The following is a 26,768-nucleotide window of genomic DNA, read 5'->3' as shown; positions in this document are numbered from 1 at the left end:
GGAGCGAGTAACTCCCACTCCCCATCGGTGAGTTCATGGCGACGTATCACCCCACCATGATCCACCACCCGGCGATCTTTGAAGACGGACCCTAGAGGGGTACGCGCAGTGCCCCGTCGATGAGTTCGGCCGCCTCGGACGTGCCCGCGCAGCCGCTGCGCACCAGGTGTTCGCGCACCGCCCGGAGTCTGTCGCGCAGACGCTGGGACTCCATCCCCCGCGCCTGCTCCGCCATCTCCACCGCGACGGCCACCGCCTTGTCGGCGTTGCCCTGGCGCAGTTCGATCGTGCTGAGCATGGCCAGCCGGTGCACCCGGCCCCGGTCGTGGGCGGGACTGCCGACGGCAGCCGTGGCGTGCTCCGCTGCCGCCGTGAGATCGCCCAGGCTCAACAGGGCTTCCGCCACCTGTACGTTGACCAGACCCGGCTGGACGTAGCCGGTCTCGTCGGGTTCCCGGCCCCGCATGATCCGGTCGGCTGCCGTCTCGGCGCTGCGGATGCACGACAGGGCGCTGGTGCCGTCGCCGAGGTGCGCGTACGCCTTCGCCTGCATCGCGTACAGGTCGGAGGCGAGGGCCGGGGTGATGTGCTTGCCCGCGGTGCGCAGCGCCGCCTCCGCGAAGGCGACGGCCTGCCGGTGCTCCCGCATGAACAGCGACTGGTTCACCAGCAGCGCGATCACATAGGCGCCCAGTCCCCGGTCGCCGCTGGCCTTGGCCAGCCGCAGCGCCTGGTGGAAGTAGCGCTGCGCGAGACCGTGCGCGTCCGAGTCGTACGCGCAGATGCCGGCGATCGCCACCAACCCGCCGGTCGCGCGGTGCAGTTGACGCCCCGTCGCGTCGGTGTAGCCGCCGCGCAGCAGCGGGGCCGCCTCCGCGTTGAGGAAGCCGACGATCCGGCTGCGCGTCGCCACGCCGCCCGTCTTCCGGTACATCTGCTCGTAGTGGGCGCGGGCCGCGCGCAGCGTCTCTATGTCGGCGGACGTCACCCGGTGCCGGCCGCCGCGCGAGACGTCGACGTCCTCGGGCGGGTTCTCCCACTCCCACACCGGCATCACGGCCGGCGTGCCGGTGACGGCGGGGGCGCCCAGGATGTGCGGGCGCTGCTGTTCGTCGGAGCGCCACAGCGCGGTGGCCCGCTCGACGAACCCCGACAGCGACGCGCCGTGCGGGGTGGAGGGCTCTCCCGGGACGCCGAGGCCGATGTCGTCGAGGGTGACGGGGCGCCGCAGCCGGCCGGCGAGCACCTCGCAGATCAGGTCGGGCACCTGCCCGCGCGGACGCTGCCCTTTCAGCCACCTCGCGACGGCCGTGTGCTCGTAACGCAGCGCGAGCCCCCGAGCCCGCCCGGCCTGGTTGACGTGGGCGGCGAGACCCGCGTGGGAGATCCCCGCCTCGTCCAGGATCGCGTCGAGCAGTGTGTTGGGCTGCATGGGTGCCCCCCGGTGGCTCAATGCCGCCAGGGTAGTGGGTCCCGCTTCACACGGGGTGTGAACCGAGTGCGCGCACCCGAGCGGTGTGCACGCTGTCGCTCAGCGTGCACAGCCGGTTGACTGAAATGCCTCGCAAGAGGTTCGCCGGGCCGTCGGCTCCCCCTCGAAAGCGACGGCCCGGCGGTTCGCTCCGCGGGTTCGGCCGGGGGCGCCGATTCGGTACCGGGTGCGTTGTCCAGCGCGGGTCGTTGAGGGCTGGTCGCGCCCACGTGGCGGAGCCGCATATGTCACAGCCCCGCGCCCCTTGAGGCATGGGGCTGCGCCTTATGCCTCTCAGGGGCGCGGGGAACTGCGCGACCGGCCACGACCCAGCGGCAGCCGGCGACGAACGTCAGCCCCGCAGAACCGCCCCCGTCCGCTCGCCCGCCAGGGCGACCGCAGCGTCGCGGGCGGCCGACGCCTCGTCGACCGTCAACGTCCGGTCCCCCGCGCGGAAGCGCAACGCGTAGGCCAGCGACTTGCGCCCCTCGCCCAGCTGCTCCGCGTTCTCGTACACGTCGAACAGGCGGATGTTCTCCAGCAGTTCGCCCGCGCCCTCACGCAGCGCGGCCTCGACGTCGGCGTGCGGGACGAACCTGTCGACGACGAGGGCGACGTCCTGCGTGGCGACGGGGAACGAGGAGATGCTCGGCGCCTGGGGCGTGTCGTCGCCGACCCGCTCCAGTACGTCGAGGTCCAGCTCCATGGCGGACGTGCGGGCGGGCAGGCCCAGGGCCTTCAGCACCCGCGGGTGCAGTTCGCCCGCGTGTCCGACGACCCGCTCGTCACCGTCGACGACGACGGCGAGCTCGGCGCACCGGCCCGGGTGCCACGGCCCGTACTGGCCGCTGCGCACGATCAGTTCGGCGCCGGCCTCACGGGCGACGGTCCGGGCCGCCTCGACGGCGTCGGCCCAGTCGGCCGGGCGGCCCTTGCCCCACCAGCCGGCCTGCTCGCGGGCGCCCGCGAGGACGACGGCGACATGGCGCGGCTGCTCGGGCAGCGCGGCGTCGAGCGCGGCGATCTCCGCCTCGGTGGGCCGCCGGTCGGCCGGCAGACGGACGGCGGCCGGCCGCTCCTCGCGGGGGTGGAAGACGAGCCCGGTCTCGAACAGCGCGAGGTCGTGGCTGCCCCGGCCGTCGTTGCGGCGCAGCGCGGCCAGCAGGCCGGGCAGCAGCGTCGTGCGGAGCGCGGGCTCCTCGTCGTTGAGCGGGTTGACCAGCTTGACGACACGGCGGGCCGGGTCGTCGGCGGCCAGTCCGAGCTGGTCGAAGACCTGCTCGCCGACGAACGGGTAGTTCGGCGCCTCGACGTAGCCGGCGCCGGCCAGGGCCCGGCCGACGCGGCGGTGCAGCCGCTGCCGGTGGGTCAGACCGCGGCCCGAGGGGGGCTTGGGCAGCGTGGAGGGCAGGTTCTCGTAGCCCTCCAGCCGGATGACCTCCTCGGCGAGGTCGTTGGCCTCGACGAGGTCGGGCCGCCAGGACGGCACGGTGACGAGCAGTTCGTCCTGCCCCTGCACCTGGCAGCCGATCTCCTGGAGCCGGCGTACGACGGTCTCGCGGCCGTAGGCGACGCCCGCGACCTTGTCCGGGTGGTCGGCCGGGGCGGTCACGGTGTGCGGCGCGGACGGCGCGACGACCTCGGTGACGCCGGCCTCGGCGGTGCCGCCCGCGAGGAGCACGAGCAGGTCGACGGTGCGCTGCGCGGCGGCGGCCGCGGCCTGCGGGTCGACGCCGCGCTCGAAGCGGCGCGAGGCCTCGGAGGTCAGCTTGTGCCGGCGGGCCGTACGGGCGACGGTGACCGCGTCGAAGTGGGCGGCCTCGATGACGACGGCGGTGGTGCCGCCGTCCGCCTCGTGGTCGGCGATCTCGGTGTCGGCGCCGCCCATGACGCCGGCGAGGCCGATCGGGCCGCGCTCGTCGGTGATCACCAGGTCCTCGGCGTGCAGGGTGCGGGTGACGCCGTCGAGGGTGACGATCTTCTCGCCCTCCGCGGCCCGGCGCACGCCGATCGTGCCCTGGACGAGGGAGCGGTCGTAGGCGTGCAGGGGCTGGCCCAGCTCCATCATCACGTAGTTGGTGACGTCGACGGCGAGCGAGATCGGGCGCATGCCGACCTTCTGGAGCCGGCGGCGGAGCCAGATCGGGGAGCGCGCCTCGGGGCTGAGGTCGGTGACCGTGCGGGCCGTGAAGCGGTCGCAGCCGACCGGGTCGGAGACCTGGACGGGGTAGCCGAAGGCGTTCGGGGCGGGCACGTCGATGAGGGCCGGGTCGCGCAGCGGCAGCCCGTAGGCGATGGCGGTCTCGCGGGCGACGCCGCGGATCGACAGGCAGTCGCCGCGGTTGGCGGTGACGGCGATGTCGAGGACCTCGTCGACCAGTTCGAGCAGCTCGATGGCGTCCTTGCCGACCTCGGTCTCCGGCGGAAGCACGATGATGCCGTGGGTGCCGTCGTCGCCCATGCCCAGCTCGTCGCCGGAGCAGATCATGCCGTGGGAGGTCTTGCCGTAGGTCTTGCGCGCGGAGATCGAGAAGCCGCCGGGCAGGGTGGCGCCGGGCAGGACGACCACGACCTTGTCGCCGACGGCGAAGTTGCGGGCGCCGCAGACGATCTCCTGGGGCTCGCCCGTGCCGTTGGCCTGGCCGACGTCGACCGTGCAGAAGCGGATCGGCTTCTTGAAGCCCTCCAGCTCCTCGATGGTCAGGACCTGGCCGACGACCAGCGGGCCCTTGAGGTCGGCGCCGAGGTACTCGACGGTCTCCACCTCGAGGCCGGCCGAAATGAGCTTGGCCTGGACGTCACGGCCGGTCTCTGTGGCCGGCAGGTCGACGTACTCCCGCAGCCAAGAAAGCGGGACCCGCATCAGATCTCCATCCCGAACGGCCGGGTGAACCGGACGTCACCCTCGACCATGTCTCGCATGTCTTCGACGTTGTGGCGGAACATCAGCATCCGCTCGATGCCGAACCCGAAGGCGAACCCGCTGTACTTCTCCGGGTCGACGCCGCAGGCGGTCAGCACCTTGGGGTTGACCATGCCGCAGCCGCCGAGCTCGATCCAGCCCTCGGAGGAGCAGGTGCGGCAGGGGCGGTCGGGGTTGCCGACGGACTCGCCGCGGCAGACGTAGCACACCATGTCCATCTCGGCGGACGGCTCGGTGAAGGGGAAGAAGTTGGGCCGCAGCCGGGTCTTCATGCCCTCGCCGAACAGCGCCTGGACCATGTGGTCGAGGGTGCCCTTGAGGTCGGCCATGGTCAGGCCCTCGTCGACGGCGAGCAGCTCGACCTGGTGGAAGACGGGGGTGTGGGTGGCGTCCAGCTCGTCGGTGCGGTACACGCGGCCGGGGCAGATCACGTACACCGGCAGCTCGCGCTGGAGCAGGGAGCGGATCTGCACGGGCGAGGTGTGGGTGCGCAGGACGACACCGCTGTCGCCGCCGCCGTCGGGGGCCTGCACGAAGAACGTGTCGGCCTCGCCGCGGGCCGGGTGGTCCGGGCCGATGTTGAGGGCGTCGAAGTTGAACCACTCGCCCTCCGCCTGCGGGCCCTCGGCGACCTCGTAGCCCATGGCGACGAAGACGTCCTCGATGCGCTCGGACAGCGTGGTGAGCGGGTGGCGGGCGCCGGCCGGGACGCGGTCGTGGGGCAGCGTGACGTCCACGGCCTCCTCGACCAGCACGCGCGCGTCGCGCTCGTCCTCGAGCTCCGCCTGACGGCCGGCGAGGGCCTTGTTGACGGCGCCGCGGGCCTGGCCGACGAGCTTGCCGGCGGCGGCCTTCGCGTGCGGGGGCAGCGCGCCGATCTCGCGGTTGGCGAGGGCCAGCGGGGAGGTGCCGCCGGTGTGGGCGACCTTGGCCTCCTGGAGCGCGTCGAGGGAGTCCGCGGCGGCGAAGGCGGCGAGCGCCTCGTCCCGCATGCGCTCGATCTCTTCCGGTTTCAAGGCCTCGACCTCTACAGGGTCGTACGACTTATTGGGTGCCGACATCTCTTCCCGTGCTTCCGGTTGGCTGGCGGATGGTCCCCGTGAGCGGCGCGGAGGGCCGTGTGCAGGACACATGGGTGCCAGAGGCCGAGTCTAACGGGGTGGAGGTGTGCGAATGCGCCCGCGGGCACTCAGCTCAGATAGGCCGGAGCGCTCACGGGCAACGTAAATCGGAACTCGGCGCCGCCCTCGGGGGCGCGGCCGACCGTGATGACGCCGCCGTGGGCCTCGACGATGCCTTTGACGATGTACAGCCCGAGCCCGGTGCCGCCGCGCTTGCTGCCCCGCCAGAAGCGGGTGAAGACGCGGTTCATGGACTCCTCCGGGATGCCGGCGCCCTCGTCGCTCACGGTGACCGACGTGCCGGCGTCCTCCCCCTCACGGGGGGACGGGGCGGGCGTGACGTCAATGGTGACGGTTCCCTCGCCGTGCCGCACCGCATTTTCGATGAGGTTGCTGAGCACCTGGTCGACCTTGTCAGGGTCGGCCCACAGGTCGGGCAGCGGCTGCTCGACGCGCAGCAGGAACCGGTCGGCGGGCTGGCCCGCGGCCACGTAGGCCTGGATGTGCCGGCCGACGGCGGCGCCCATGTCGACGGGCTGGCGGCGCACCTCCAGCCGGCCGGAGTCGATGCGGGAGATGTCGAGGAGTTCGGCGATGAGCCGGGTGACGCGGTCGGCGTCGGCGTCGACCGTCTCCAGCATCAGCCGCTTCTGGTCGTCGGTGAACCGCGCCCACTTGGCGAGGAGGGTGGCGGTGAAGCCCTTCACGGAGGTGAGCGGGGAGCGCAGCTCGTGGGCCACGGTCGCTATCAGCTCGGCGTGGCTGCGCTCGGTGCGGCGGCGCGCCTCGGTGTCGCGCAGGCAGACGACGACGCGGCGCACGGGGCCGGTGGGTTCGCTGCGCACGTACCGCGCGGAGACGAGGACCTCGCGTCCGCCGGGCAGCAGCAGGTTGCGTTCGGGCTGGCGCACCCGGATGGCGAGCCCGCCGTAGGGGTCGGTCAGCGGCCACCAGCGGCGGCCTTCGAGGTCCTCCAGCGGCAGGGCCTTCTCCAGCCGGCTACCGAGGGCGTCCTCGGCGGACAGGGCGGTGATGCGTTCGGCGGCGGCGTTGAAGCAGACGACGTGACCGTGCTCGTCGGCGACGACCAGTCCGTCGGGCAGGTCGTCGGGGTCGACGCCGGCTGCGTCATCGGGCGACGGGGACGCGGCGGCGTGCGGCACGGCCCGTGCTTCCCGTGTGCTGCTCATGCCGACGCTCATTCCCCGTACCCCACCTCTCAGACGGCTGAGGGGCCCCCGAGCTGGTCACCCTACTAGGTGGAACTGACGGTGCGGCAGCCTTCGGGGGCGCGCTGGGCGCGGGCCGACGCGTAGAGACATACGGCCGCCGCGGTGGCGAGGTTCAGGCTCTCGGCCTTGCCGTGGATGGGGACGCGGACGACGGCGTCGGCGAGGGCGCGGGTCTCCTCCGGCAGGCCCCAGGCCTCGTTGCCGAACACCCACGCGGTCGGTCCGCCCATGGCGCCCTTGTCGAGCTCCTCGTCGAGGTCGTGCGCGCCGGCCCCGTCGGCGGCGAGGATGCGCACCCCGGCGTCCCTGAGTCCGGCCACGGCCCGCTCGACGGGGACGCCGACGGCGACGGGCAGGTGGAACAGCGAGCCGACCGAGGCCCGTACGGCCTTGGGGTTGTACAGGTCGACGGAGGCGTCGGTGAGGACGACGGCCTCGGCGCCCGCGGCGTCGGCGCACCGCAGGACGGTGCCGGCGTTGCCGGGGTCGCGGACGTTCGCGAGGACGGCGACGAGCTTGGGGCGGGCGGCGAGGATGTCCTCGAACGGCGTGTCCAGGAACCGGCAGACGCCGACGAGGCCCTGCGGGGTGACGGTGGTGGAGATGTCCTCGATGACCTGCTCGTCGGCGAGGTGGACGCGGGCGCCGGCGGCGCGTGCCTCGCCGATGATGTCCGCGTAGCGCTCCGCGGCTTCGAGGGTGGCGAAGAGTTCGACGAGCGTCGCCTCGGCGCCGCCCGGGGCGCGGTGTGCGGCGGCCTCCCGTACGGCCTGCGGTCCCTCCGCCAGGAACAGTCGCTCCTTGCCCCGGAAGTTCCGCCGGGCCAGACGCCTCGCGGCCGAGACGCGGGGGGAGCGGGGGGAGATGAGGTCGGGGGTGGCGGGGGGCATGGCACCTTCGGTGGGAGGCGGGACGTGTGACGGAGCCGGGCAGGCGCCGGGGGTCCGGGGGCGGAGCGCTCGGGGAAGCAGTCGGACCCGCAGGCCGGGGGCCTGCGGGTCCGGTCACGTCGGCTGGAGCCGGCGCAGCGTCACGCCGCCTTCGGGGCGTTGACGTCGCTCGGCAGCGCCTTCTGCGCGACCTCGACGAGCGCGGCGAAGGCGCCGGCGTCGTTCACGGCCAGCTCGGCCAGGATCTTGCGGTCGACCTCGACGTTCGCGGCCTTCAGACCCTGGATGAAGCGGTTGTACGTGATGCCGTTGGCGCGGGCAGCGGCGTTGATGCGCTGGATCCACAGCTGACGGAAGTCGCCCTTGCGCTTCTTGCGGTCGTTGTAGTTGTAGACCAGCGAGTGGGTGACCTGCTCCTTGGCCTTGCGGTACAGGCGCGAACGCTGACCGCGGTAGCCGGAGGCCTGCTCGAGGATCGCCCGGCGCTTCTTGTGGGCGTTGACTGCCCGCTTGACGCGTGCCACTTGATTGACTCCTTGTAGCGGGGCCGTGGTTGGACTCACACGACCCGGTAATCGATTGGGTCCCGGTCAGAGATCAGGCGCGGGAGGAAGATCCGCGCCCGACGTCACTTGCCGAGAAGCTTCTTGATCTTCGCGGCGTCGCCCGGGGCCATCTCGGCGTTGCCCGTGAGGCGACGCGTCACGCGGGACGACTTGTGCTCGAGCAGGTGGCGCTTGCCGGCGCGCTCGCGGAGCACCTTGCCGGAGCCGGTGACCTTGAAGCGCTTGCTGGCACCGCTGTGCGACTTGTTCTTCGGCATAGCGCCGTTCTCTCCTCGTCGATGGCGCTCCGGTGCCCGGTCGTCACAACCGGGCACGGGTGGAGCGTCGCTCTTGTTTCGGTTACGTCCGCGGGACCGCTGTCCCTCGGATCACGCCTCGGCGGAAGCCTCGGCAGGGGCCTCTGCAGGAACCTCGGCGGGGGCCTCGGCATGCGCGGCGTCCGCGGCGTTCTGCGAGCGGCCGGGGTTGGCCTTCGCATCCGCCTTGCGGGCTTCCTGTGCCTGACGGGCCTCGGCCATCGCCTCGGTCTTCTTCTTGTGCGGACCGAGAACCATGATCATGTTTCGGCCGTCCTGCTTGGGGTTCGACTCGACGAACCCGAGCTCCTGGACGTCCTCCGCGAGACGCTGCAGCAGTCGGTAGCCCAGCTCGGGCCGGGACTGCTCACGACCGCGGAACATGATCGTGATCTTGACCTTGTCGCCCTGCTTGAGGAACCGGACGACGTGACCCTTCTTGGTGTCGTAGTCGTGCGGGTCGATCTTCGGCCGGAGCTTCATCTCCTTGATGACCGTGTGCGCCTGGTTCTTGCGCGCCTCACGGGCCTTCATGGCCGACTCGTACTTGAACTTCCCGTAGTCCATGAGCTTGCAGACCGGCGGGCGGGCGTTCGCCGCGACCTCGACCAGGTCCAGGTCGTACTCCTGCGCAAGCTCCAGTGCCTTGGCCAGGGGGACGATGCCCACCTGCTCGCCACTGGGACCGACAAGTCGCACCTCGGGAACGCGAATCCGGTCGTTGATGCGGGGCTCGGCGCTGATGGATCCTCCTCGGTAGCACCACGCGAGCGTCTGGCGGACGGCCGCGTAACGTCTGTGTTCGATAGACCTATAACCACGCCGAAACACAAAAAATGCCCCGGACGATCACAGGCGGGGCTCCAAGCACTACCGGAGCACCACCGCGAGGATCGCGGGGCGCGCTACCGGGCGACTCCATCGTCCGTACGGAACGATGGCGGCCGCCTGACCGGGGTGACCCGCCGCCCTGGGGACGGTCGGGTGGGAGCTCGGAGTCTCCACTTGTGGGCCGGGCCCGCCTGCTGGGTGGCACGCGTGTCCGACCGGTCGTTACACGAGATTACCAGGTCGAGAAGGCGCGCGCGAATCAGGTGTCCGCCGCCCCGCGCTGTCAAGAGGGCGCTGTCGGCGGGGCGTGTCGCTGGCCCTATCGTGTGGGGCATGAGTGAGACCCCCTCCCCGGGCGCCCCCGAGACCCCCGGCGCCGCCGGCTTCGACGACATGACCCGCGACATCGCCGAGGTGCCGGCGGTCGAGGTGATCGTGACGGTCGCCGTCAACCTGATGAGCGCCGCCGCCGTGAAGCTCGGCCTGACGGAGGAGGGCGACAAGTACAAGGACCTCGACGAGGCCCGCAAGCTGGTGCACGCCCTCGCCGGCCTGCTCGACGCGTCCACGACCGAGATCAGCTCCTTCCACGCGGCCCCGCTGCGCGACGGCCTGAAGTCGCTGCAGCTGGCGTTCCGCGAGGCGTCGATCGTCCCGGACGAGCCGGGCCAGGGCCCGGGCGAGAAGTACACCGGGGCGGTCTACGGCAAGTAGTCCGCGGACGCCGTCAGCTCATCCGCGTACGTACAGGGGCTCGCCCGGAGGCGTCGTCCCGGCCGGCAGCAGTGCCAGGTCGAGGCCGCGCACCAGGCGGGCCCTCAGCGTTTCGTCGTCTGCGAGGCGCCGGGCCACCGACCGGGCGGCCTCGGCGGGGGCGGCGGCCGGGTCCAGGACGAGGGCCAGGGTGCCGTCGGCCTGTCCGGGCCCGAGGTGGGCGCGCAGCACGGCGGGTTCGGCGGCCACGACGGCGCGCACCGCGGCGAGGACCGCCGGGTCGGTGAGCGGGTCGGTCGTGGTGCGGCCCTCGGCGAGGGCGAGCAGCGCCGGCCCGGTCAGTTCGAAGGGGACCGGCCCCGCAAGGTCGAGGACGACCGTGTCGGCCTTCTCGTGGGCGGCGGCCTGGAGCGCCTGGTGCAGCGGTACGGCGACGGGGCGGGCCTCGGGGTCCCAGCGGGCGAGGGACTCGGTGGAGGTGAACGCGGGCAGGGCGACGCGGGCGCCCGCCTTCAGGGTGGGAACGGCCATGTCGCTGGTCTTCTCGCGGCGCAGCCCGTTCTCGTCCTCCTCGACCTCCCCGAGCACGGCCACGACGGGCACGAGCAGGCGGGCGCCCTTGAGCGCCTGGAGGACCGGGCCGACGGCGGCGCGGTCCTGTGCCCAGGCGGCGAGGGCCGCGCTCAGTGCGGGATCGGCGGAGCCGTCGTCGTCGGAGTAGCCGGGGTCGGGGATGTTCTTGTTCGCCACGGTCACCGACCCTATCGGGGGACGGCCGCCGGCCCGGTGCGGGGCCCGGGGCGCGGGCGGGCACCGCTGTCACGGGGTTCTGCGCCGGTGTCGCCGTCCATGCCCGCCTGAACACCGTCCCCCCGCGTCGGGACGCCCTACAGGGCGTCGTACCGCTCCCCCTGGAGGACGTCGTACGCGTCCTGCCGTTCCTCCTCGCGGCGGCCGCGCCACAGGACGACCGCGGCGACCAGCAGCAGGCCCCCGGCGCCGCCGGCGAGCGGGGCGGCCCAGCTCGACGTGTCCTCCTCGGCCTTCTCCGCGTCGGGCCCGGGGCCGAAGTAGGTGTCGCCGTGGGACGCGGCCCGCAGCCCTTCGGGCTTGAGCGCGCCAGCGGCCTTGATCGCGGCGGCCGGGTCGATGAAGCCGAAGCCGCGGGAGTCGTCCCGGCCGCCGGTGGGGGCGTTGCGGGCGGTGTCCTCGAGCAGCTTCTTGATCTGCGCCGGGGTCAGCCCCGGGTGGGCGGCCTTGAGGAGGGCGACGGCGCCGGACACGAAGGCCGCCGCGGCGGAGGTGCCCCAGCCCTGGTAGTACCGGTGGTCCGGGTCGGCGATCACGACGTCCACGCCGGGCGCGCTGACCGTGGCGTACCAGCGGCGGGTGGAGAAGGAGGCGCGGGTGCCGTAGCGGTCGACGGCGGTCGCGGCGATGACGCCGGGGTAGGCGGCCGGGTAGGAGATGTGGTCGCCCTTGTCGCCGCCGTTGCCGGCCGAGGCGACGACCACGGAGCCCTTCTTCAGGGCGTACTGGACGGCCTCGTCCTCGGACGGTTCGGGGTGGGCGGAGGCGGAGTCGTCGCCGAGGGAGAGGTTGATGACGTCGGCGCCCTGGTCGGCGGCCCAGCGGATGCCTTCGGCGAGGGCGTTGCCGCGGGTGTTGCGGGCCTTGGTGCGGGCCGCGTCGCGGTCCTCCAGGATCACGCGGACGGGGAGGATCTTGGCCTCGGGGGCGATGCCCATGACGCCGTCCTCACCCGCGGGGCCGTGGCCGTGGCCGGCGATGATGCTGGCCATCGCGGTGCCGTGGCGGGCCCAGACGGCGTCGCCGCGTCGCGCGCCGAAGCCGACGAGGTCCTTGCCGGTGAGGACGTTCCCGGCGAGGTCGGGGTGCTCGCCGTCGACGCCGGTGTCCAGGACGGCGACGGTGATGCCCGCGCCCTTGGTGGTCCGCCAGATCTGGTCGGTGTGCAGTGCCTCAAGGCCCCACTGCTGGGCGCGGATACCGTCCGCCTGGGCGGGGGCGGCGGGCAGCAGGGCGAGGGAGGCGGCGAGGAGGCAGCACAGCAGTCCCGCCCGGGGTGTCGTCCTACGGCTGCTCATGAGGGCTGCTCCGAGGGGGCGGCGACGGTTTTGCGCAGGCCGCGTTCGACGCGGTCGGCGAGGCCCTTCGCCTCGTTGCCCAGGCCCGCCTGGGCCGGGGCCGAGGTGGCGCCGGGCGCGGCGGCCCGGGCGGCGGGCTCGGGGGTGGCGACGGTACGGCCGTCGGCCCAGCCGGAGACGGCGTAGACGACGACGGGCGCGTCGGTGAGGACGGAGACCGTCCAGGAGGCGCGCTGCGCGTCGCCGAAGCCGGCGGCGACGGTGTCCGGCGCGGCGTACGTGCGGGGCATCAGGTCGGTCCGGCGGGCCAGGCCCTCCTTGTCGAACCGGGTGGCCAGCGCGCGCATGCCGGCCTCGTCGGCCTCGGTGAAGACCATGCCGACGGTGGTGACGTAGCTCTGGGTGGCGTCGACGTAGGTCGCGCGCAGCAGGCGGGCGCAGCCGACCGGGGCGAGGACCTGGAGCAGCAGCGGGTCGAGGGCGCCGGCGCAGCCGCTGTCCGGGGCGACGGCGACCCGCGTCCAGGCGCGGTCGGCGCCGCCGGGGCCCGCGCCCTGACCGTCCACGGTGGGCGGGAACAGCTGGTCGACGGGGACGTTGTGCCACAGGTCGCCGGCGGTGGCGTACGCGCCGCGCTCCCCCGAGCCGGCGGCGTCTCCGACGAGCCAGCTGCCGGTGGCGGCGCCGCCGATGAGGCCCAGTCCGAGGACGACGCAGGTGGCGGCGGCGAGGGTGCGCCCGCGTACGCGTCTGCGTCCGGCGCGTGGCGGTGTGTCGCCGTACCCCTCGGGCTGCGCGAAGGTCACCACCGGCCGTGTCGCGCCGCCGGGCGGGGGCGCGCTCCACGAGAGGGAGGGGTCGGGTGTGGGGCCGCCGGGTGCGGGGTCCGCGGGGCGGGGGATCCGGGCGGCCGGGGCGTCGAACTCCGGCTCGTGCCCGTCCGGCACGTCGAAGTCGGGGTGCCGGACGGGGGTGGCGGGCGACCACACCCCTCCCTGGCCGGGCACGGCGGACGACAGCGCGTCCCGGGGGGCCTGGGCGGGAGCGGCCGCCCAACCTCGCGGCAAGGGGCTCCAGGCGCTCCCTTCCCCGGGCGCCTGCCCGCCGTCGGTCCCTGCGGGCGGGGCGGTGGAGGGTGCCGGACGGAAGAGGCGGTCGGCGTCCGGCCGCGGGGTGTGGCCGCTCGCCGGGGTGGTGGCGGAGGTGCGCGGGGCAGGGTCACCGGCCGGAGCCGCTGTGCCCGGGCGGTCGGTGCCGGCGGTGGTCGAGCGTGCGCCGTCCAGGCGGGCCGGGCGGGTGACGCCCGGGCGGGCGGGGCCGTCGCTGTCGGCACGGGGTGGGCGGGCGCCGTCCGGGCCGGCCGTGCGGGTCGCGTCCGAGCGGGACGGTCGCGACGGTCTCGCCCCCGGGGTACGGACGCCCTCCGCGCCGCCTGCCGCCGACGAGGGGCGGGGGTTCTCCAGGCGGGCCGGGCGGGTGACGCCCGGGCGGGCGGGGCCGTCGCTGTCGGCACCGGGTGGGCGGGCACCGCCCGTGTGGGGCGCGGCCGCACCCTCCGGGCCGGCCGTGCGGGTCGCGTCCGAGCGGGACGGTCGCGACGGTCTCGCCCCCGGGGTACGGACGACCTCCGCGCCGGCCGCCGCCGACGAGGGGTGGGGGTTCTCCAGGCGGGCCGGGCGGGTGACGCCCGGGCGGGCGGGGCCGTCGGCTCCCGCGCCGGGCGGGCTCTGGGCGTCGGAGGAGGTGCGGACGTCGTCCGTGCGGGCGGGGCGGATGGTCTCCAGGCGTACCGGGCGGGCGGCGGTCGGACGCGCGGAGGGAACGTCCGTCGAGCCGGGGGCGCCGGCGTCGGCCGCGGCGGGCCGGGACTCGGGGTTGCGCGCGGGAGGGGGCGTCCAGCCGGCGGTGCCCGAGGGGGGAGCGTCCGGGAAGCGGGCCGAGGCCGGGGGCGGCGGTGGGGGCGGGGTCATGGAGTCCGTGGGCTGGGGGGCCCGCAAGTGCGGGGCGGGTGGGGCGAGTCGGTCGGGCGGAGCCTTGCGTTCCGTCGAGGCCGCGGCGTCCCCGGTCGAGGGCTTCACGGCGCCGGGGGAGCCGCCCTCCGGGTGCGTACCGGAGCGGCCGCCGGTCACGGGGGGCTTTGGGGCCGGAGGGACTGAGGACGGCATGGGCGGAGGCGGGGCGCCCGGCCCGGCAGGCGCGGCGGAGCGCCGCGGGGGCAACGGCCCGGCCCCTGTTCCGGCCGAGGGCCCGGCGGCGGGCCGCTGAGGCGTCAGGGCGTCGGTCGGGGTCCCGGTGGGCCGCTCAGGGGTCGCGGTGCCGGTCGCGGTCCCGGCGGCGGGCCGCTCAGGGGTCACGGGCGTGGCCGCAGGGGCCGGATCCGTGGCGTCGGTCGGCCGTGGCGGCGTCCGGGGGGCCGGCGGCGTCGTCCCGGTGGTCGTCGCCGTCGGGGGGCGGTTCGGGCGGGGTGGGGCTGTCGGGCGTGGGGGCGCGGTGGGGGGCGGAGGGGCGGTCGGTGGCGGGGGTGCGGTGGGCCGTGGGGGGATCGTGGCGCGGCGTGCTTCCGTGCTCATGCACCCCCCGTTTCCTCGTGCCCGGGCCGTCGTTCTCCCGCTCGGGCCGCCGTCACGTCCGCTCGGACCGTCCTACTTCCACTCGGCCGCCGGTGCTCCGCCCGGCAGCCGCCAACTGCGGCCGGCCGCCGTCGTGCACCCGGCCGCCGTCGCTCCGCTCGGGCCGTTCTCGTGCCCGCGCGGCCCGGCAGCGGACGTGGCTGGTCCGTCCCGGGCAGGCATACCCGCACGGGTGGGCCGGCATCCCGGCACGGGGTCTCCGGCCGGAGCCGTCTCCCCGTACGTGCGCGTCACTCTACGGCTAGTTGCCGCGGTAGCGGGAACCAGTCGGCGACCCCGGGGGCATCTGCCCGTATCGTCCCCCTACCCTGCGGTAATCCGGTCTGGCAGGCTGCGTTCATGACTGCGCGCGCCGCCGACCGGGCCCGTTACGACCGGGCCACCGCCCATCTCCAAGCCCCTCTCGCGATCGTCGACCTGGACGCCTTCGACGCCAACGCGGACGACCTGGTCCGCCGGGCGGGCGGGAAGCCGATCCGGGTGGCCAGCAAGTCCGTCCGCTGCCGGACGTTGCTGGAGCGTGTCCTCGCGAGGGACGGCTTCGCGGGGATCATGTCGTTCACCCTGGCCGAGTCCCTGTGGCTGGCGCGGTCGGGATTCGAGGACATCCTGCTCGCGTACCCCTCCGCCGACCGGGCCGGTTTCGCGGAACTCGCCGGCGATCCCAAGCTCGCCGCCGCCGTCACGGTGATGGTCGACGACGTGGCGCAGCTCGACCTGATCGACGCGGCGCGGGCCGGCGGCCGTGAAGTGGTGCGCGTCTGCCTGGAGTTGGACACCTCGCTGAAGCTGCTCGGCGGCCGGGTGCGGGTCGGCGCGCTGCGCTCCCCGCTGCACTCCCCCGCCCAAGTGGCCGATCTGGCGCGGGCGGTGGCCCGGCGGCCGGGTTTCCGGCTGGTGGGTGTGATGGCGTACGAGGGGCACATCGCGGGCGTCGGCGACTCGCTGGCCGGCCGGCCGCTGCGTTCGCGGGCGATCCGGCTGATGCAGGCGACCGCCCGGCGTGAACTCGCCGAGCGGCGCGCCGCGGTGGTGCGCGCGGTGCGGGCCGTGGCGCCGGATCTGGAGTACGTCAACGGCGGCGGCACGGGCAGTGTGCAGCACACGGCGGCCGAGGACGCGGTCACGGAGATCGCGGCGGGCTCCGGGCTGTACGTGCCGCGGCTGTTCGACAACTACACGTCGTTCACGGGCCGTCCGGCGGCGCTGTTCGCCCAGCCGGTCGTGCGCAGGCCGGGCGTGGGGGTCGTGACCGTCCTCGGCGGCGGCTACCCGGCGTCGGGCGCCGCCGGCCGCGACCGGCTGCCGGTGCCGTATCTGCCGGAGGGGCTGCGCTACGACCCGCAGGAGGGTCCGGGCGAGGTGCAGACCCCGCTGCTGGGCTCCCCGGCGGACGATCTGCTGATCGGCGACAAGGTGTGGTTCCGGCACGCGAAGGCCGGCGAGCTGTGCGAGCGGTTCGACGAGCTGCACCTGATCGAGGGCGACGAGGTGACGGCGACGGCCCCCACCTACCGGGGTGAGGGCCACACGTTCCTGTAGGGCGTGCCTACACAGGCGTGACGTAGGCACCGGAGATGCCGCCGTCGACCAGGAAGTCGGTGGCGTTGACGAACGAGGAGTCGTCGCTGGCCAGGAAGGCGACGGCGGCGGCGATCTCCTCGGCCTCGGCGAACCGTCCGACGGGGATGTGGACGAGGCGGCGGGCCGCGCGCTCGGGGTCCTTGGCGAACAGTTCCTGCAGCAGCGGGGTGTTGACCGGGCCGGGGCACAGGGCGTTGACGCGGATGCCCTCCCGGGCGAACTGCACGCCGAGTTCACGGGACATGGCGAGGACGCCGCCCTTGGACGCGGTGTAGGAGATCTGGGAGGTCGCGGCGCCCATCCGGGCCACGAAGGACGCGGTGTTGATGATGGAGCCCCTGCCCTGGCGCCGCATGTAGGGGATGGCGGCCTTGCAGCACAGGTAGACGGAGGTGAGGTTGACCTCCTGGACGCGCTTCCAGGCCTCCAGGCCGGTCTCCAGGATGGAGTCGTCGTCGGGCGGGGAGATGCCCGCGTTGTTGAAGGCGACGTCGACGCTGCCGTAGCTGTCGTAGGCGGTCCTGAACAGGGCCTCGACCTGCTCGGGGTCGGTGACGTCGACCTTCACGAAGATCCCGCCGACCTCCTCGGCGGCGCTCTTGCCGCGGGTCTCGTCCACGTCGGCGCAGACGACGTGCGCGCCTTCGGAGGCGAGGCGGCGGGCGGCGGCGAGGCCGATGCCGCTGCCGGCTCCGGTGACGACGGCGGTACGGCCGACCAGGCGGCGGCAGGTGTGCTGTGCGGTCGATGAGCTCACTGTGCGGGGCCCTCCGTGCTGATGAAGACGTTCTTCGTTTCGGTGAAGGCGGCGAGCGCGTCGGGTCCGAGTTCACGGCCGACGCCTGACTGCTTGAAGCCGCCGAACGGGGTCGAATAGCGCACGCTGGAATGGGAGTTGACGGACAGGTTGCCCGCTCGGACGGCCTGCGAGACGCGCAGCGCGCGCCCGACGTCCCGGGTCCAGAGGGAGCCGGAGAGGCCGTAGGGGGTGTCGTTGGCGAGGCGGACGGCGTCGGCCTCGTCCTCGAACGGCAGGATCACGGCGACGGGTCCGAAGACCTCCTCCACGGCCACCGGCGCGTCGGCGGGGACGCCGGTGAGGACGGTGGGCGGGAACCAGAAGCCGGGTCCCTCGGGCGCCTTGCCGCGGATGCCCTCGGCTCCGGGGTCGACGTAGCCGCGGACGCGGTCGAGCTGGGTCCGGGAGATCAGCGGGCCCATCTGGGTGTTCTCGTCGGCGGGGTCGCCGACGCGGACGGACTCGACGGCGGGGGCGAGGAGTTCGAGGAAGCGGTCGTGGACGGACCGCTGGACGAGGATGCGGGTGCGGGCGCAGCAGTCCTGGCCGGAGTTGTCGAGGAAGGACATGGGGGCGGCGGCCGCGGCGGTCTCGATGTCGGCGTCGGCGAAGACGATGTTGGGGCTCTTGCCGCCGAGTTCGAGGGTCACGCGCTTGAGCAGGGCCGAGCCCTTGGCCAGGACCTGTTTTCCGACGGCCGTCGACCCGGTGAACACGATCTTGGCGACGCCGGGGTGTTCGACGAGGGCGTCGCCGGCGACCGGTCCCGCGCCGGGCAGCACCTGGAAGAGGTGCTCGGGCAGGCCCGCCTCCAGGGCGAGTTCGGCCAGGCGCAGCGCGGTGAGCGGGGTGGTCTCGGCGGGTTTGAGGAGCACCGCGTTGCCTGCGGCGAGGGCGGGGGCGGTGCCCCAGGCCGCGATGGGCATGGGGAAGTTCCACGGGGCGATCACGGCGACGACGCCGAGCGGTTCGAGGAACGTGACGTCGATGCCGCCGGCGACGGGGATCTGCCGGCCGGTGAGGCGTTCCACTCCGCCGGCCGCGTAGTCCAGCAGGTCGCGGACGTTGCCGGCCTCCCAGCGGGCGTTGCCGAGGGTGTGTCCGGCCTCGCGGACCTCCAGCAGGGCCAGTTCCTCCAGGTGGGCGTCCACGGTGGCGGCGAACCTGCGCAGCAGCCGGGCGCGGTCGCCCGGCGGGAGCGCGGCCCACGCGCGCTGGGCCCGGGCGGCGCGGGCGACCGCCGCGTCGACGTCGTCGGCGCTCGCGGCGGGGACGCGGGCGATGACCTCCTCCGTGGCCGGGTTGAGGACCTGGAGTTCGTGCTCGTACGACAAGGCTGGACCTCTCACATGCGTTCGAAGGAGCGGCGCAGCTCCCAGTCGGTGACCGCGGCGTCGAAGGCGGCCAGTTCGACGCGCGCCATGTTGGCGTAGTGGGCGACCGTCTCGTCGCCGAAGGCCGCTTTGGCGATGGGGCTGTTGGCCCACAGTTCGGCGGCCTCGCGCAGAGTGGTGGGCACGTGGGCGTAGTCGGCGGTGTAGGCGTTGCCCGGACAGGGCTCGGGCAGTTCGAGTTTCTGCTCGACGCCGTACAGGCCGGCCGCGACGAGGCCGGCGACGGCGAGGTGCGGGTTGACGTCGCCGCCGGGGAGCCGGTTCTCGAACCGCAGGGAGCGGCCGTGGCCGACGACGCGGAGGGCACAGGTGCGGTTGTCGTGGCCCCAGGCGACGGCGGTGGGCGCGAAGGAGCCGGGCTGGAACCGCTTGTAGGAGTTGATGTTGGGCGCGTACAGCAGGGAGAAGTCGCGCAGGGCCGCGAGCTGGCCGGCGAGGAAGTGCCGCATGACGTCGGACATGCCGTCGGGTCCGGCCATCGCGTTGTCGCCGGACGCGTCGGCGAGGGAGAGGTGGATGTGGCAGGAGTTGCCCTCGCGCTCGTTGTACTTGGCCATGAAGGTGAGCGACACGCCCTCCTGGGCGGCGATCTCCTTGGCGCCGGTCTTGTAGACGGCGTGCTGGTCGCAGGTGACCAGGGCTTCGTCGTAGCGGAAGGCGATCTCGTGCTGGCCGGGGTTGCACTCGCCCTTGGCGGACTCGACGGTGAGGCCGGCGGCCTGCATCTCGTTCCTGATCCGGCGCAGCAGGGGCTCGATGCGGCCGGTGCCGAGGACGGAGTAGTCGATGTTGTACTGGTTGGCCGGGGTGAGGCCCCGGTAGTTCGCGTCCCAGGCCTGTTCGTAGGTGTCCTTGAAGACGATGAACTCCAGCTCGGTGCCGACCTGGGCGGTGTAGCCGAGTTCGGCGAGGCGTTCGAGCTGGCGGCGCAGGATCTGGCGGGGGGCGGCGGCGACCGGGGCGCCGTCCTCCCAGGCGAGGTCGGCGATGAGGAGGGCGGTGCCCTCGTTCCAGGGCACCCGGCGCAGGGTGCTCAGGTCGGGGCGCATGGCGAAGTCGCCGTAGCCGCGGTCCCAGGAGGACATCTCGTACCCGTCGACGGTGTTCATCTCGGCGTCGACGGCGAGGAGGTAGTTGCAGCCCTCCGTGCCGTGGTGGAGCACTTCGTCGAGGAAGAAGCGGGCGGCGAACCGCTTGCCCTGGAGTCTGCCCTGCATGTCGGGAAAGGCCAGGACGACAGTGTCGATCTCGCCGCCGGCGACGAGGGCGTGCAGTTCCTCGACGCTGAGCGGGGGTGTGCGGTCTGCCACGGGAGGGCCTCCTTCGGGCTGCTGCGCGCTGTCCTTCGGACCGCCGCGCACTTCTCCGGCCGGGCCGAGAGCCATAAGGTATTGCCGAGAACCATTGTTTGGGAAGGGGGCGCGACCACATGGCTCTGGACGCGGAGGGCGGTGCGGAGGACCGGCTGACGCCGGTGCTGCGGCCCGTGCGGGCGGGCAACGGCTTCGAGGAGGCGCTGGAGCAGATCCTGCAGGTCGTCCGGCTGGGCCTGGTGCCGGCCGGGGAGCGGCTGCCGGCCGAGCGGGAGCTGGCGGAGCGGCTCGGGATCAGCCGGGTGACGCTGCGCGAGGTGCTGAAGGTGCTTCAGGACCAGGGCCTGGTGGAGGCGCGGCGCGGGCGCTACGGCGGCACGTTCGTGCTGCCCCGGGCCGACGGGGGCGGCGAGGACGAACTGCGGCGGCGGATCGAGCGGATCGACGTCGAGGACGTCCTGCGCTTCCGGGAGGTGCTGGAGGTGGGGGCGGCCGGCCTGTGCGCGGCGCACGGCCTGGACGACGAGCAGGCGGCCCGGCTGCGTGACGCGCTGGCCCGCACGCACGACGCCCCGCTCGCCGACTACCGCCGCCAGGACACGCTGCTGCACCTCACGCTCGCGGAGCTGTGCGGGTCGCCGTCACTGACGGCCCGGTACGCGGCGGTCCGGGCGAGCGTCAACGACCTGCTGGACTGCATCCCGCTGCTGGTGCGCAACCTGGAGCACTCCCAGCGCCAGCACACCGCGATCGTGGAGGCCGTGCTCGACGGGGACGCGGACGGCGCGCGGGAGATGATGCGCGAACACTGTGCGGGCACGGCGGCGCTGCTGCGCGGCTTCCTGGGGTGAGCGGCGGGGACGGACGGCGGACGCGTGGGTTTTACGCGGGTTTCACGCAGGGGTCTTGCCATCCGGCCGACGGACCGCAAAGGTATGCATCCATTCCATTGGGTTCCCTCGGTTCGCATTCCTTCCGGTGCCTTGGCCTGAGGTCCCCTGCGTAGTCCTGAGTTCCCTTGCGTTCGTCCACCGCTGCGTTCGTCCACCGCCCGTGGGGAGTCGCGTCATGTCCCTGGAATCCACGCCCACCAGCACCGCCGAGGAGGCGGACGACTATCTGCGGCGCCGAGCGCTGCGCCGCGGCAGCGCCGGCTGGGTGCTCCTCACCGGCCTCGGCGTCGCCTACGTCGTCTCCGGCGACTTCTCCGGCTGGAACCTCGGCCTCGCCGAAGGCGGCTTCGGCGGTCTCGCGATCGCCACGGTCCTCATGGGCACCATGTACGCCTGCATGGTCTTCGCCCTCGCCGAACTGTCCGCGATCCTGCCCACGGCCGGCGGCGGCTACGGCTTCGCCCGCCGGGCCCTCGGCCCGTGGGGCGGCTTCCTGACCGGCACGGCCATCCTCATCGAGTACGTCCTCGCCCCGGCCGCCATCGTGATCTTCATCGGCGACTACGTCGAGTCGCTCGGCCTGTTCGGCCTGGAGTCGGGCTGGCCCGTCTACCTCGCCTGCTTCGTGATCTTCATCGGCATCCACCTGTGGGGCGTCGGCGAGGCCCTGCGGTTCAGCTTCGTCGTCACCGGCATCGCGGTCTTCGCCCTCATCGTGTTCGCCTTGGGCGCGCTGCCCGGCTTCGACGCCTCCTCCCTCGACGACATCCCGGTCGACGCCTCCGCCTTCGGCGCGAACTCCTGGCTGCCCATGGGACTGCTCGGCATCTGGGCGGCGTTCCCGTTCGGCATGTGGTTCTTCCTCGGCGTGGAGGGCGTGCCGCTCGCCGCCGAGGAGACCAAGGACCCGGCCCGCGCACTGCCCAAGGCCATCCGCTGGTCGATGGGCGTCCTCGTGGTGCTGGCCGTGGTCACCTTCTGCGCCGCGGCCGGGGCGCGCGGCTCCGACGCCGTCCAGGCGGCCGGCAACCCGCTGGTCGAGGCGCTCCAGCCGGACGGGAAGGCCACGGCGCTCAGCCGCTTCGTGAACTACGCGGGGCTGGCCGGCCTGGTCGCCTCGTTCTTCTCGCTGATCTACGCCGGCTCCCGCCAGCTGTTCGCCCTCTCCCGGGCCGGCTACCTGCCCCGCTTCCTGTCGCTGACCAGCGGCCGCAAGGCGCCGTACCTGGGCCTGCTGGTCCCGGGCACGATCGGCTTCACGCTGGCCGCCGGCACCGGCGACGGCGGCCGGATGCTGAACATCGCCGTCTTCGGCGCCACGATCAGCTACGCGCTGATGTCCCTGTCGCACATCGTGCTGCGCCGCCGCGAACCAGGGCTGGAGCGGCCGTACCGCACCCCGGGCGGGGTGCTGACCTCCTCGGTCGCGCTGGTCCTGGCGTGCTCGGCACTGGTCGCCACGTTCCTCGTCGACGTGACGGCCGCGCTCATCGCGCTGACGGTGTACGCGGTGGCCGCGGCCTACTTCGCGCTCTACAGCCGCAAGCGGCTGGTGGCGAAGGCGCCGGAGGAGGAGTTCGCGGCGCTGGCCGCCGCCGAGGCAGAGTTGACCCGGGACTGAGAGACGAGGGAGTGCGCATGGCAAGGCCGCTGATCGGTGTGAGCACGTACCTGGAGCCCGGCGCCCGCTGGGGCGTCTGGGAGCTGGAGGCGGCCCTGCTGCCGGTCGGATACCCCCGCCTGGTGCAGGCCTCCGGCGGCCTCGCCGCGATGCTGCCGCCCGACGACCCGGCCCACGCCGCCGAGGCCGTCGCCCGCCTGGACGGCCTCGTCATCGCGGGCGGACCCGACGTCGACCCCGTGCACTACGGCGCCGAACGCTCCCCGCGCTGCGGCCCGCCCGCGCCACGCCGCGACGCGTGGGAGCTCGCCCTGATCCACGCCGCCATGGCCGCCGGCACGCCCCTGCTCGGCATCTGCCGCGGCATGCAGCTGCTGAACGTCGCCGCCGGCGGCACCCTCGTCCAGCATCTCGACGGCCACGCCGAGACCGTGGGCGTCTTCGGCGAGCACCCGGTGAAACCGGTCCCCGGCACACGCTACGCCGCCCTCGTCCCGGAGGAGACGACCGTCCCCACCTTCCACCACCAGGCGGTGGACCGCCTGGGCGCCGACCTGATCCCGTCGGCCCACGCGGCCGACGGCACGGTGGAGGCGGTGGAACCGCCGCCGTCCCGTGGCTGGGTCCTGGGAGTCCAATGGCACCCGGAGATGGCCCAGGACCTGAGAGTGATGCAGGGCCTGATCGAGGCGGCATCCGGCGCCGCGCACTGAAGTCCCGCCGCTACCCCCGCGTCAACGACAACAGCTCCCGCGCCGGTCCCGCGGGCCGATGCCCCGTGGGCCACACCGCCCGCAGCTCCCGGGCCAGCACCACCGACTCCAGCGGCACACTCACCAGCCGGCGCATCCCCAGCTCCTCCCCCACCGCCAGCTCGCTCAGCACCGCGGGGCCCGCCCCGCTGACCGCCGCCGCCTTCACCGCCGTCGTCGAGGACAGTTCGATCAACGGCCGCGCCAGACCGCCGAGCGCCGCGTCCAGCACCTGCCGCGTCCCCGACCCCTTCTCCCGCAGGATCAACGGCGTCGACGCCACCTCCCCCGCCGCCAGCGGCCGTCGACGCCGCGCCCACGGATGACCGGGGGCGACCACGACGATCAGACGGTCATGGGCGATGACCGCGGAGTCGAGCCCCGACGACACCGTGAGCCCCTCCACGAAGCCCAGGTCGGCCTCCCCCGTGAGCACCCGCTGCGCCACTCCCGCGGAGTTCCCCGCGTGCAGCGACACCTCCGTGTCAGGCCGCTGCGCGCGCAGCGCGAGGAGCCAGCCGGGCAGCAGGTACTCCGCGATGGTCATGCTCGCCGCCACCCTGAGCCGCGAGTCCCGCCGGTCCCGCAGCGCCTGCGCCCCCGCGTCGAAGGCCTCCGCCGCCTCGACGATCCGCCGCGCCCAGTCGGTGACCAGCGCCCCGGCGTCGGTGAGGGTCGACCCGCGCGGCGACCGGTCCACCAGGGCCACCCCGAGCTGCCGTTCCATGGACCGGACCCGGCTGCTCGCGGCCGGCTGGGTGATGCCCAGCTCACGCGCCGCCGCCCCTAGGCTGCCCACCCTGGCCACCGCCAACAACAGCTCCAGCGCCCCGAGATCGGGAACCCGGTGCGCGAGCGACCCCGCGCCCCCGGCACCGCTCCCGCCCCGCTCGCCGTCCCCCGTCCCGCTGCCCGCACCACTGCTCATAAGCCCAGTTTATGTGCTCATAGGTCCGTCCTCCCTGGTCGCGAACGCCCGCACGAGCGACCGTTCACTGGTGATCACCTCCGTCCGCCACCTCGGCCCGAACTGGTACGCCACGGTCATGGGCACCGCGATCGTCGCCACCGCCGGCGCCTCGCTCACCCACCCCATCCCGGGCCTGCGCCCGTTCTGCGCGGCCGTGTGGGCGCTGTCCCTCGCCCTGCTGGCCACCCTCCTGGCCGCCCGCTCCCTGCACCGGCGCCACCACCGCGACCAGGTCCGCGCGCACCTTCACGACCCGGCCACCGCCCCCTTCTACGGCTGCCCGGCGATGGCGCTGGTCGCCGTCGGCAGCGGCACCCTGGCGGTCGGCCGGGACTGGATCGGAACCCCGGCGGCGCTCGCCCTCGACGCCGCCCTGTTCACCGCCGGCACGCTCGCCGCACTCACGGTCGGCGTCGCCGTGCCGTACCTGATGGCCGTACGCCACCGGGTGCGGCGGCACGAGGCGACACCGGTGTGGCTGCTGCCGCTGGTGGCGCCGCTGGTACCGGCCGCGTCGGGGCCGGCGCTCGTGCCGCACCTGCCGGCCGGGCCGCCCCGTGCGGCGCTCCTCGTCGTGTGCTGCGCGCTGTTCGCGCTGAGCCTGCCGGCCACGCTCGCCCTGCTGCCGGTCGTCCTCGGCCGGCTGGTCGGCGGCGGACCGCTGCCCCTCGCGCTCACGCCGACCCTGTTCCTCGTCCTCGGGCCGCTCGGCCAGTCCACCACGGCCGTGGGGCAGTTCGCCGACGTAGCGCCCGGGGTGGTGTCCGAGCCGCACGCGCGCGTGGCGGCGCTGGCCGCCGTCGGCTACGGGGTGCCCGTGATGGGCCTCGCGCTGCTGTGGCTGTGCCTGGCCGCCGTCCGCGCGGCACGCGCCCGCGGGCAGGGAATGGGTTTCGCGATGACGTGGTGGGCGTTCACCTTCCCCGTCGGCACCTGTGTGACGGGGGCGGCGGCGCTGGCCCGGCACACCGGGCTCGCGGGGTTCGCCACTGCGGCGGCGGGGCTGTACGTCGTGCTGGTCGGCGTGTGGGCCCTCGTCGCCGTGCGCACGGTCCTCGCCCTGGTCAGGGGCGGGCTGCTCGCAGCGCCGAAGCCAGCTCCCGTGGCGCGACGGCGAGCGAGGGCCCGTACCACGTCAGGAGCCGTCCGCTGACGAGCGCGCAGGGCAGGCCGGGGAAGGCCTCCGGGCCGTCGCCCGGGGTGAAGCGGTAGGGCTCGTCGGGCAGGACGACCAGGTCGGGGGCGGCTGCCCGCAGCTCCTCCAGGGGGACCTTCGGGTAGCGGTCGGCGTGGGAGGCGTAGAGGTGGTCGACGCCCAGGCGGGCCAGGACGTCCCCGGCGAAGGTGTCCCGGCCCAGGACCATCCAGGGGCGGCGCCAGACCGGCACCACGGCACTCCTGCGGGGCGCGCCGGGCTGGACGGCGGCCCACGCCGCCTCGGCCTCGTCCAGCCAGCGCGGACGCCCGCGCGCCCCGCACGCGTACAGCACCCGGTCCAGTTCGCGGAAGGCCTGCGGCACGTCCCGCACCTCGGTGACCAGCACCTCGATGCCGGCGGAGCGCAGTGCGGCGAGGTCGGGTCCCCGGTTCTCCTCCTCGTTGGCGACGACCAGGTCGGGGGCGAGGGCGACGATCTCGTCGACGCGGGGGTTCTTGGTGCCGCCCAGCCGGGGGACGTCGAGGTCCGCCGGGTGCGTGCACCAGTCGGTGGCGCCGGCCAGGACGCCGGGCAGGGAGACGGCGACCGCCTCCGTGAGGGAGGGCACCAGGGAGACGACCCGCACTACCGCTTCCGGTTCCGGACCGCCTCGATGTGCTCGGCGACCGCGACGACGACCACTCGGGTGTCGGCGACGGTCGCCCGCCAGCGGTGGCGGACCCCGCCGGTGAGGTAGAGGGTGTCGCCCCGGCCGAGACGGTAGGCGCGGCCCTCCGCCTCGATCTCCACGGCCCCGTCCGCGACGTACATCAACTGGTCGTTGCGGTACTGGAACTCGCGGCCGGCCTCGTGGCCGCCGGTGTACTCGCTGGCGTGCATCTGGTGGTGGCCGCGCACCAGGGAACGGCTGTGCGGCTCGGGGCCGGGATCGGTCAGCTCGGCGCGCACGACGTCGACGCTGCAGGCCGGGTCGGCGGCGGCGAGGAGTTCGACGGCCGTGGTGCGCAGGGCGTCGGCGACTTTCTCCAGGGAGCTGGTGCTGGGCCGCGCCCGGTCGTTCTCGATCTGGCTGAGGAACGGGACGGACAGGCCGCTGCGCGCGGCCACGACGGCGAGGGTGAGGTCCAGGGACCGGCGTCGTCGCCGGACGGCCGCGCCCACCCGCAGGGGCTGTTCCTTGTGGTCGCCCATGGCCCCGGCTCCCTCCTTCGCCCGTCGCTCCGACTACCCCGTGTGCCCCGGTTCGGACGCACCTCTTCCGATGAGTTCTCTGCACCCTACGCATGTTCGGCAAACCGTTTCACGGGGCCGCCGCATCGGAGCCGCACAGCGCCCGGCCCCACCCCTCGGATCACGCCAGTCGATCATCGCGGGCGGGCTGTCGGCGGGGTGGCGTTTCCGCCGTTTTCATCCTCTCCGGTTCAATGCGCGCCGGCCGCCCGCTGTTCCCGGTACGCGCCGGCTCCGGCCGGGCTTGGCGGGACGGCCGTCGGCGGGGCCG

24 protein-coding genes are annotated in these 26,768 nt (G+C 74.0%); 6 read left to right on the top strand and 18 right to left on the bottom strand.

The window, feature by feature from the left end; all coding sequences use genetic code 11:
* Window positions 1-91 precede the first annotated feature (91 nt).
* From EV567_RS26205 to infC, 8 genes are all read right to left on the bottom strand, one after another.
* Entirely contained in the window at window positions 92-1,432 is a 1,341-nt protein-coding gene (locus tag EV567_RS26205) for a transcriptional regulator (RefSeq protein WP_130444301.1), read from the bottom strand.
* A 391-nt stretch (window positions 1,433-1,823) separates the two neighbouring features.
* A complete protein-coding gene (gene pheT / locus EV567_RS26200; protein WP_130444299.1) occupies window positions 1,824-4,334 on the bottom strand; it encodes a phenylalanine--tRNA ligase subunit beta in 2,511 nt (836 codons plus the stop codon).
* Window positions 4,334-5,455 carry a phenylalanine--tRNA ligase subunit alpha gene (gene pheS, locus EV567_RS26195; protein WP_130444297.1) on the bottom strand — a complete coding sequence of 374 codons (1,122 nt, stop codon included), beginning with the start codon at window positions 5,453-5,455 and terminating at the stop codon, window positions 4,334-4,336. The genes pheT and pheS overlap by 1 nt, the downstream gene beginning before the upstream one ends.
* Before the next feature lie 128 nt (window positions 5,456-5,583).
* Entirely contained in the window at window positions 5,584-6,717 is a 1,134-nt protein-coding gene (locus tag EV567_RS26190) for an ATP-binding protein (RefSeq protein ID WP_130444295.1), read from the bottom strand.
* Between the two features lie 53 nt (window positions 6,718-6,770).
* Entirely contained in the window at window positions 6,771-7,637 is an 867-nt protein-coding gene (locus EV567_RS26185; RefSeq protein ID WP_130444293.1) for an RNA methyltransferase, read from the bottom strand.
* A gap of 140 nt (window positions 7,638-7,777) precedes the next feature.
* Window positions 7,778-8,161 carry a 50S ribosomal protein L20 gene (gene rplT / locus EV567_RS26180; protein WP_004002577.1) on the bottom strand — a complete coding sequence of 128 codons (384 nt, stop codon included), beginning with the start codon at window positions 8,159-8,161 and terminating at the stop codon, window positions 7,778-7,780.
* 104 nt (window positions 8,162-8,265) lie between these two features.
* Window positions 8,266-8,460: a 50S ribosomal protein L35 gene (rpmI, locus tag EV567_RS26175; RefSeq protein ID WP_004933563.1), complete on the bottom strand. Its 195-nt coding sequence runs from the start codon at window positions 8,458-8,460 to the stop codon at window positions 8,266-8,268.
* Between the two features lie 111 nt (window positions 8,461-8,571).
* Window positions 8,572-9,243, bottom strand: a complete 672-nt coding sequence (gene infC, locus EV567_RS26170; protein ID WP_242621011.1) for a translation initiation factor IF-3 — start codon at window positions 9,241-9,243, stop codon at window positions 8,572-8,574.
* Between the two features lie 420 nt (window positions 9,244-9,663).
* On the opposite strand from infC, the gene EV567_RS26160 reads away from it, so the two are divergent.
* Window positions 9,664-10,044 carry a DUF1844 domain-containing protein gene (locus EV567_RS26160; RefSeq protein ID WP_130444291.1) on the top strand — a complete coding sequence of 127 codons (381 nt, stop codon included), beginning with the start codon at window positions 9,664-9,666 and terminating at the stop codon, window positions 10,042-10,044.
* An 18-nt stretch (window positions 10,045-10,062) separates the two neighbouring features.
* On the opposite strand, the gene EV567_RS26155 is transcribed toward EV567_RS26160, so the two are convergent.
* The 4 genes from EV567_RS26155 to EV567_RS26140 form a co-directional block, all read right to left on the bottom strand.
* Entirely contained in the window at window positions 10,063-10,794 is a 732-nt protein-coding gene (locus tag EV567_RS26155; protein ID WP_130444289.1) for an SseB family protein, read from the bottom strand.
* 137 nt (window positions 10,795-10,931) lie between these two features.
* A complete protein-coding gene (mycP, locus tag EV567_RS26150; RefSeq protein ID WP_130444287.1) occupies window positions 10,932-12,152 on the bottom strand; it encodes a type VII secretion-associated serine protease mycosin in 1,221 nt (406 codons plus the stop codon).
* Window positions 12,149-14,122, bottom strand: a complete 1,974-nt coding sequence (locus tag EV567_RS28350) for a hypothetical protein (protein WP_278044786.1) — start codon at window positions 14,120-14,122, stop codon at window positions 12,149-12,151. The genes mycP and EV567_RS28350 overlap by 4 nt, the downstream gene beginning before the upstream one ends.
* 373 nt (window positions 14,123-14,495) lie before the next feature.
* Complete coding sequence (locus tag EV567_RS26140) at window positions 14,496-14,726, bottom strand: hypothetical protein (protein WP_130444285.1); 231 nt, start codon at window positions 14,724-14,726, stop codon at window positions 14,496-14,498.
* Between the two features lie 395 nt (window positions 14,727-15,121).
* Here EV567_RS26140 and EV567_RS26135 point away from each other — a divergent pair, with 395 nt between their 5' ends.
* The gene (locus EV567_RS26135; RefSeq protein ID WP_130444283.1) at window positions 15,122-16,324 is read left to right on the top strand and encodes an amino acid deaminase/aldolase; all 1,203 of its coding nucleotides are present in this window, start codon (window positions 15,122-15,124) and stop codon (window positions 16,322-16,324) included.
* A 7-nt stretch (window positions 16,325-16,331) separates the two neighbouring features.
* Here EV567_RS26135 and EV567_RS26130 read toward each other — a convergent pair whose 3' ends face one another.
* From EV567_RS26130 to EV567_RS26120, 3 genes are read right to left on the bottom strand one after another with little or no spacing between them, the layout of a single operon-like run.
* Window positions 16,332-17,123, bottom strand: a complete 792-nt coding sequence (locus EV567_RS26130) for a 3-oxoacyl-ACP reductase (protein ID WP_130444281.1) — start codon at window positions 17,121-17,123, stop codon at window positions 16,332-16,334.
* Entirely contained in the window at window positions 17,120-18,499 is a 1,380-nt protein-coding gene (locus EV567_RS26125; RefSeq protein WP_165430491.1) for an aldehyde dehydrogenase, read from the bottom strand. The genes EV567_RS26130 and EV567_RS26125 overlap by 4 nt, the downstream gene beginning before the upstream one ends.
* A gap of 11 nt (window positions 18,500-18,510) precedes the next feature.
* A complete protein-coding gene (locus EV567_RS26120; RefSeq protein ID WP_130444279.1) occupies window positions 18,511-19,869 on the bottom strand; it encodes a glutamine synthetase family protein in 1,359 nt (452 codons plus the stop codon).
* 119 nt (window positions 19,870-19,988) lie between these two features.
* On the opposite strand from EV567_RS26120, the gene EV567_RS26115 reads away from it, so the two are divergent.
* The 3 genes from EV567_RS26115 to EV567_RS26105 all read left to right on the top strand — a co-directional run bounded on the left by EV567_RS26115 (window position 19,989) and on the right by EV567_RS26105 (window position 23,099).
* A complete protein-coding gene (locus EV567_RS26115; protein WP_130444277.1) occupies window positions 19,989-20,723 on the top strand; it encodes a FadR/GntR family transcriptional regulator in 735 nt (244 codons plus the stop codon).
* A 217-nt stretch (window positions 20,724-20,940) separates the two neighbouring features.
* Entirely contained in the window at window positions 20,941-22,386 is a 1,446-nt protein-coding gene (gene eat, locus EV567_RS26110) for an ethanolamine permease (RefSeq protein WP_130444275.1), read from the top strand.
* A gap of 17 nt (window positions 22,387-22,403) precedes the next feature.
* Entirely contained in the window at window positions 22,404-23,099 is a 696-nt protein-coding gene (locus EV567_RS26105; RefSeq protein WP_130444273.1) for a gamma-glutamyl-gamma-aminobutyrate hydrolase family protein, read from the top strand.
* 10 nt (window positions 23,100-23,109) lie between these two features.
* Here EV567_RS26105 and EV567_RS26100 read toward each other — a convergent pair whose 3' ends face one another.
* Window positions 23,110-24,066, bottom strand: a complete 957-nt coding sequence (locus EV567_RS26100; RefSeq protein WP_130444271.1) for a LysR substrate-binding domain-containing protein — start codon at window positions 24,064-24,066, stop codon at window positions 23,110-23,112.
* 70 nt (window positions 24,067-24,136) lie between these two features.
* On the opposite strand from EV567_RS26100, the gene EV567_RS26095 reads away from it, so the two are divergent.
* Window positions 24,137-25,261, top strand: coding sequence for a TDT family transporter (locus tag EV567_RS26095; RefSeq protein WP_130444329.1), 1,125 nt, complete (start codon window positions 24,137-24,139; stop codon window positions 25,259-25,261).
* Here the strand turns inward: EV567_RS26095 and EV567_RS26090 are convergent.
* Together EV567_RS26090 and EV567_RS26085 are read right to left on the bottom strand one after the other, a co-directional pair.
* Window positions 25,173-25,892, bottom strand: a complete 720-nt coding sequence (locus EV567_RS26090) for a helical backbone metal receptor (RefSeq protein WP_130444269.1) — start codon at window positions 25,890-25,892, stop codon at window positions 25,173-25,175. The genes EV567_RS26095 and EV567_RS26090 overlap by 89 nt on opposite strands.
* Complete coding sequence (locus EV567_RS26085) at window positions 25,892-26,458, bottom strand: helix-turn-helix domain-containing protein (RefSeq protein ID WP_130444267.1); 567 nt, start codon at window positions 26,456-26,458, stop codon at window positions 25,892-25,894. The genes EV567_RS26090 and EV567_RS26085 overlap by 1 nt, the downstream gene beginning before the upstream one ends.
* Window positions 26,459-26,768: the final 310 nt, after the last annotated feature.

The organism is Streptomyces sp. BK239 (assembly GCF_004217285.1).
Classification (GTDB): domain Bacteria; phylum Actinomycetota; class Actinomycetes; order Streptomycetales; family Streptomycetaceae; genus Streptomyces.
This window is presented reverse-complemented; position numbering and strand designations above follow the sequence as displayed.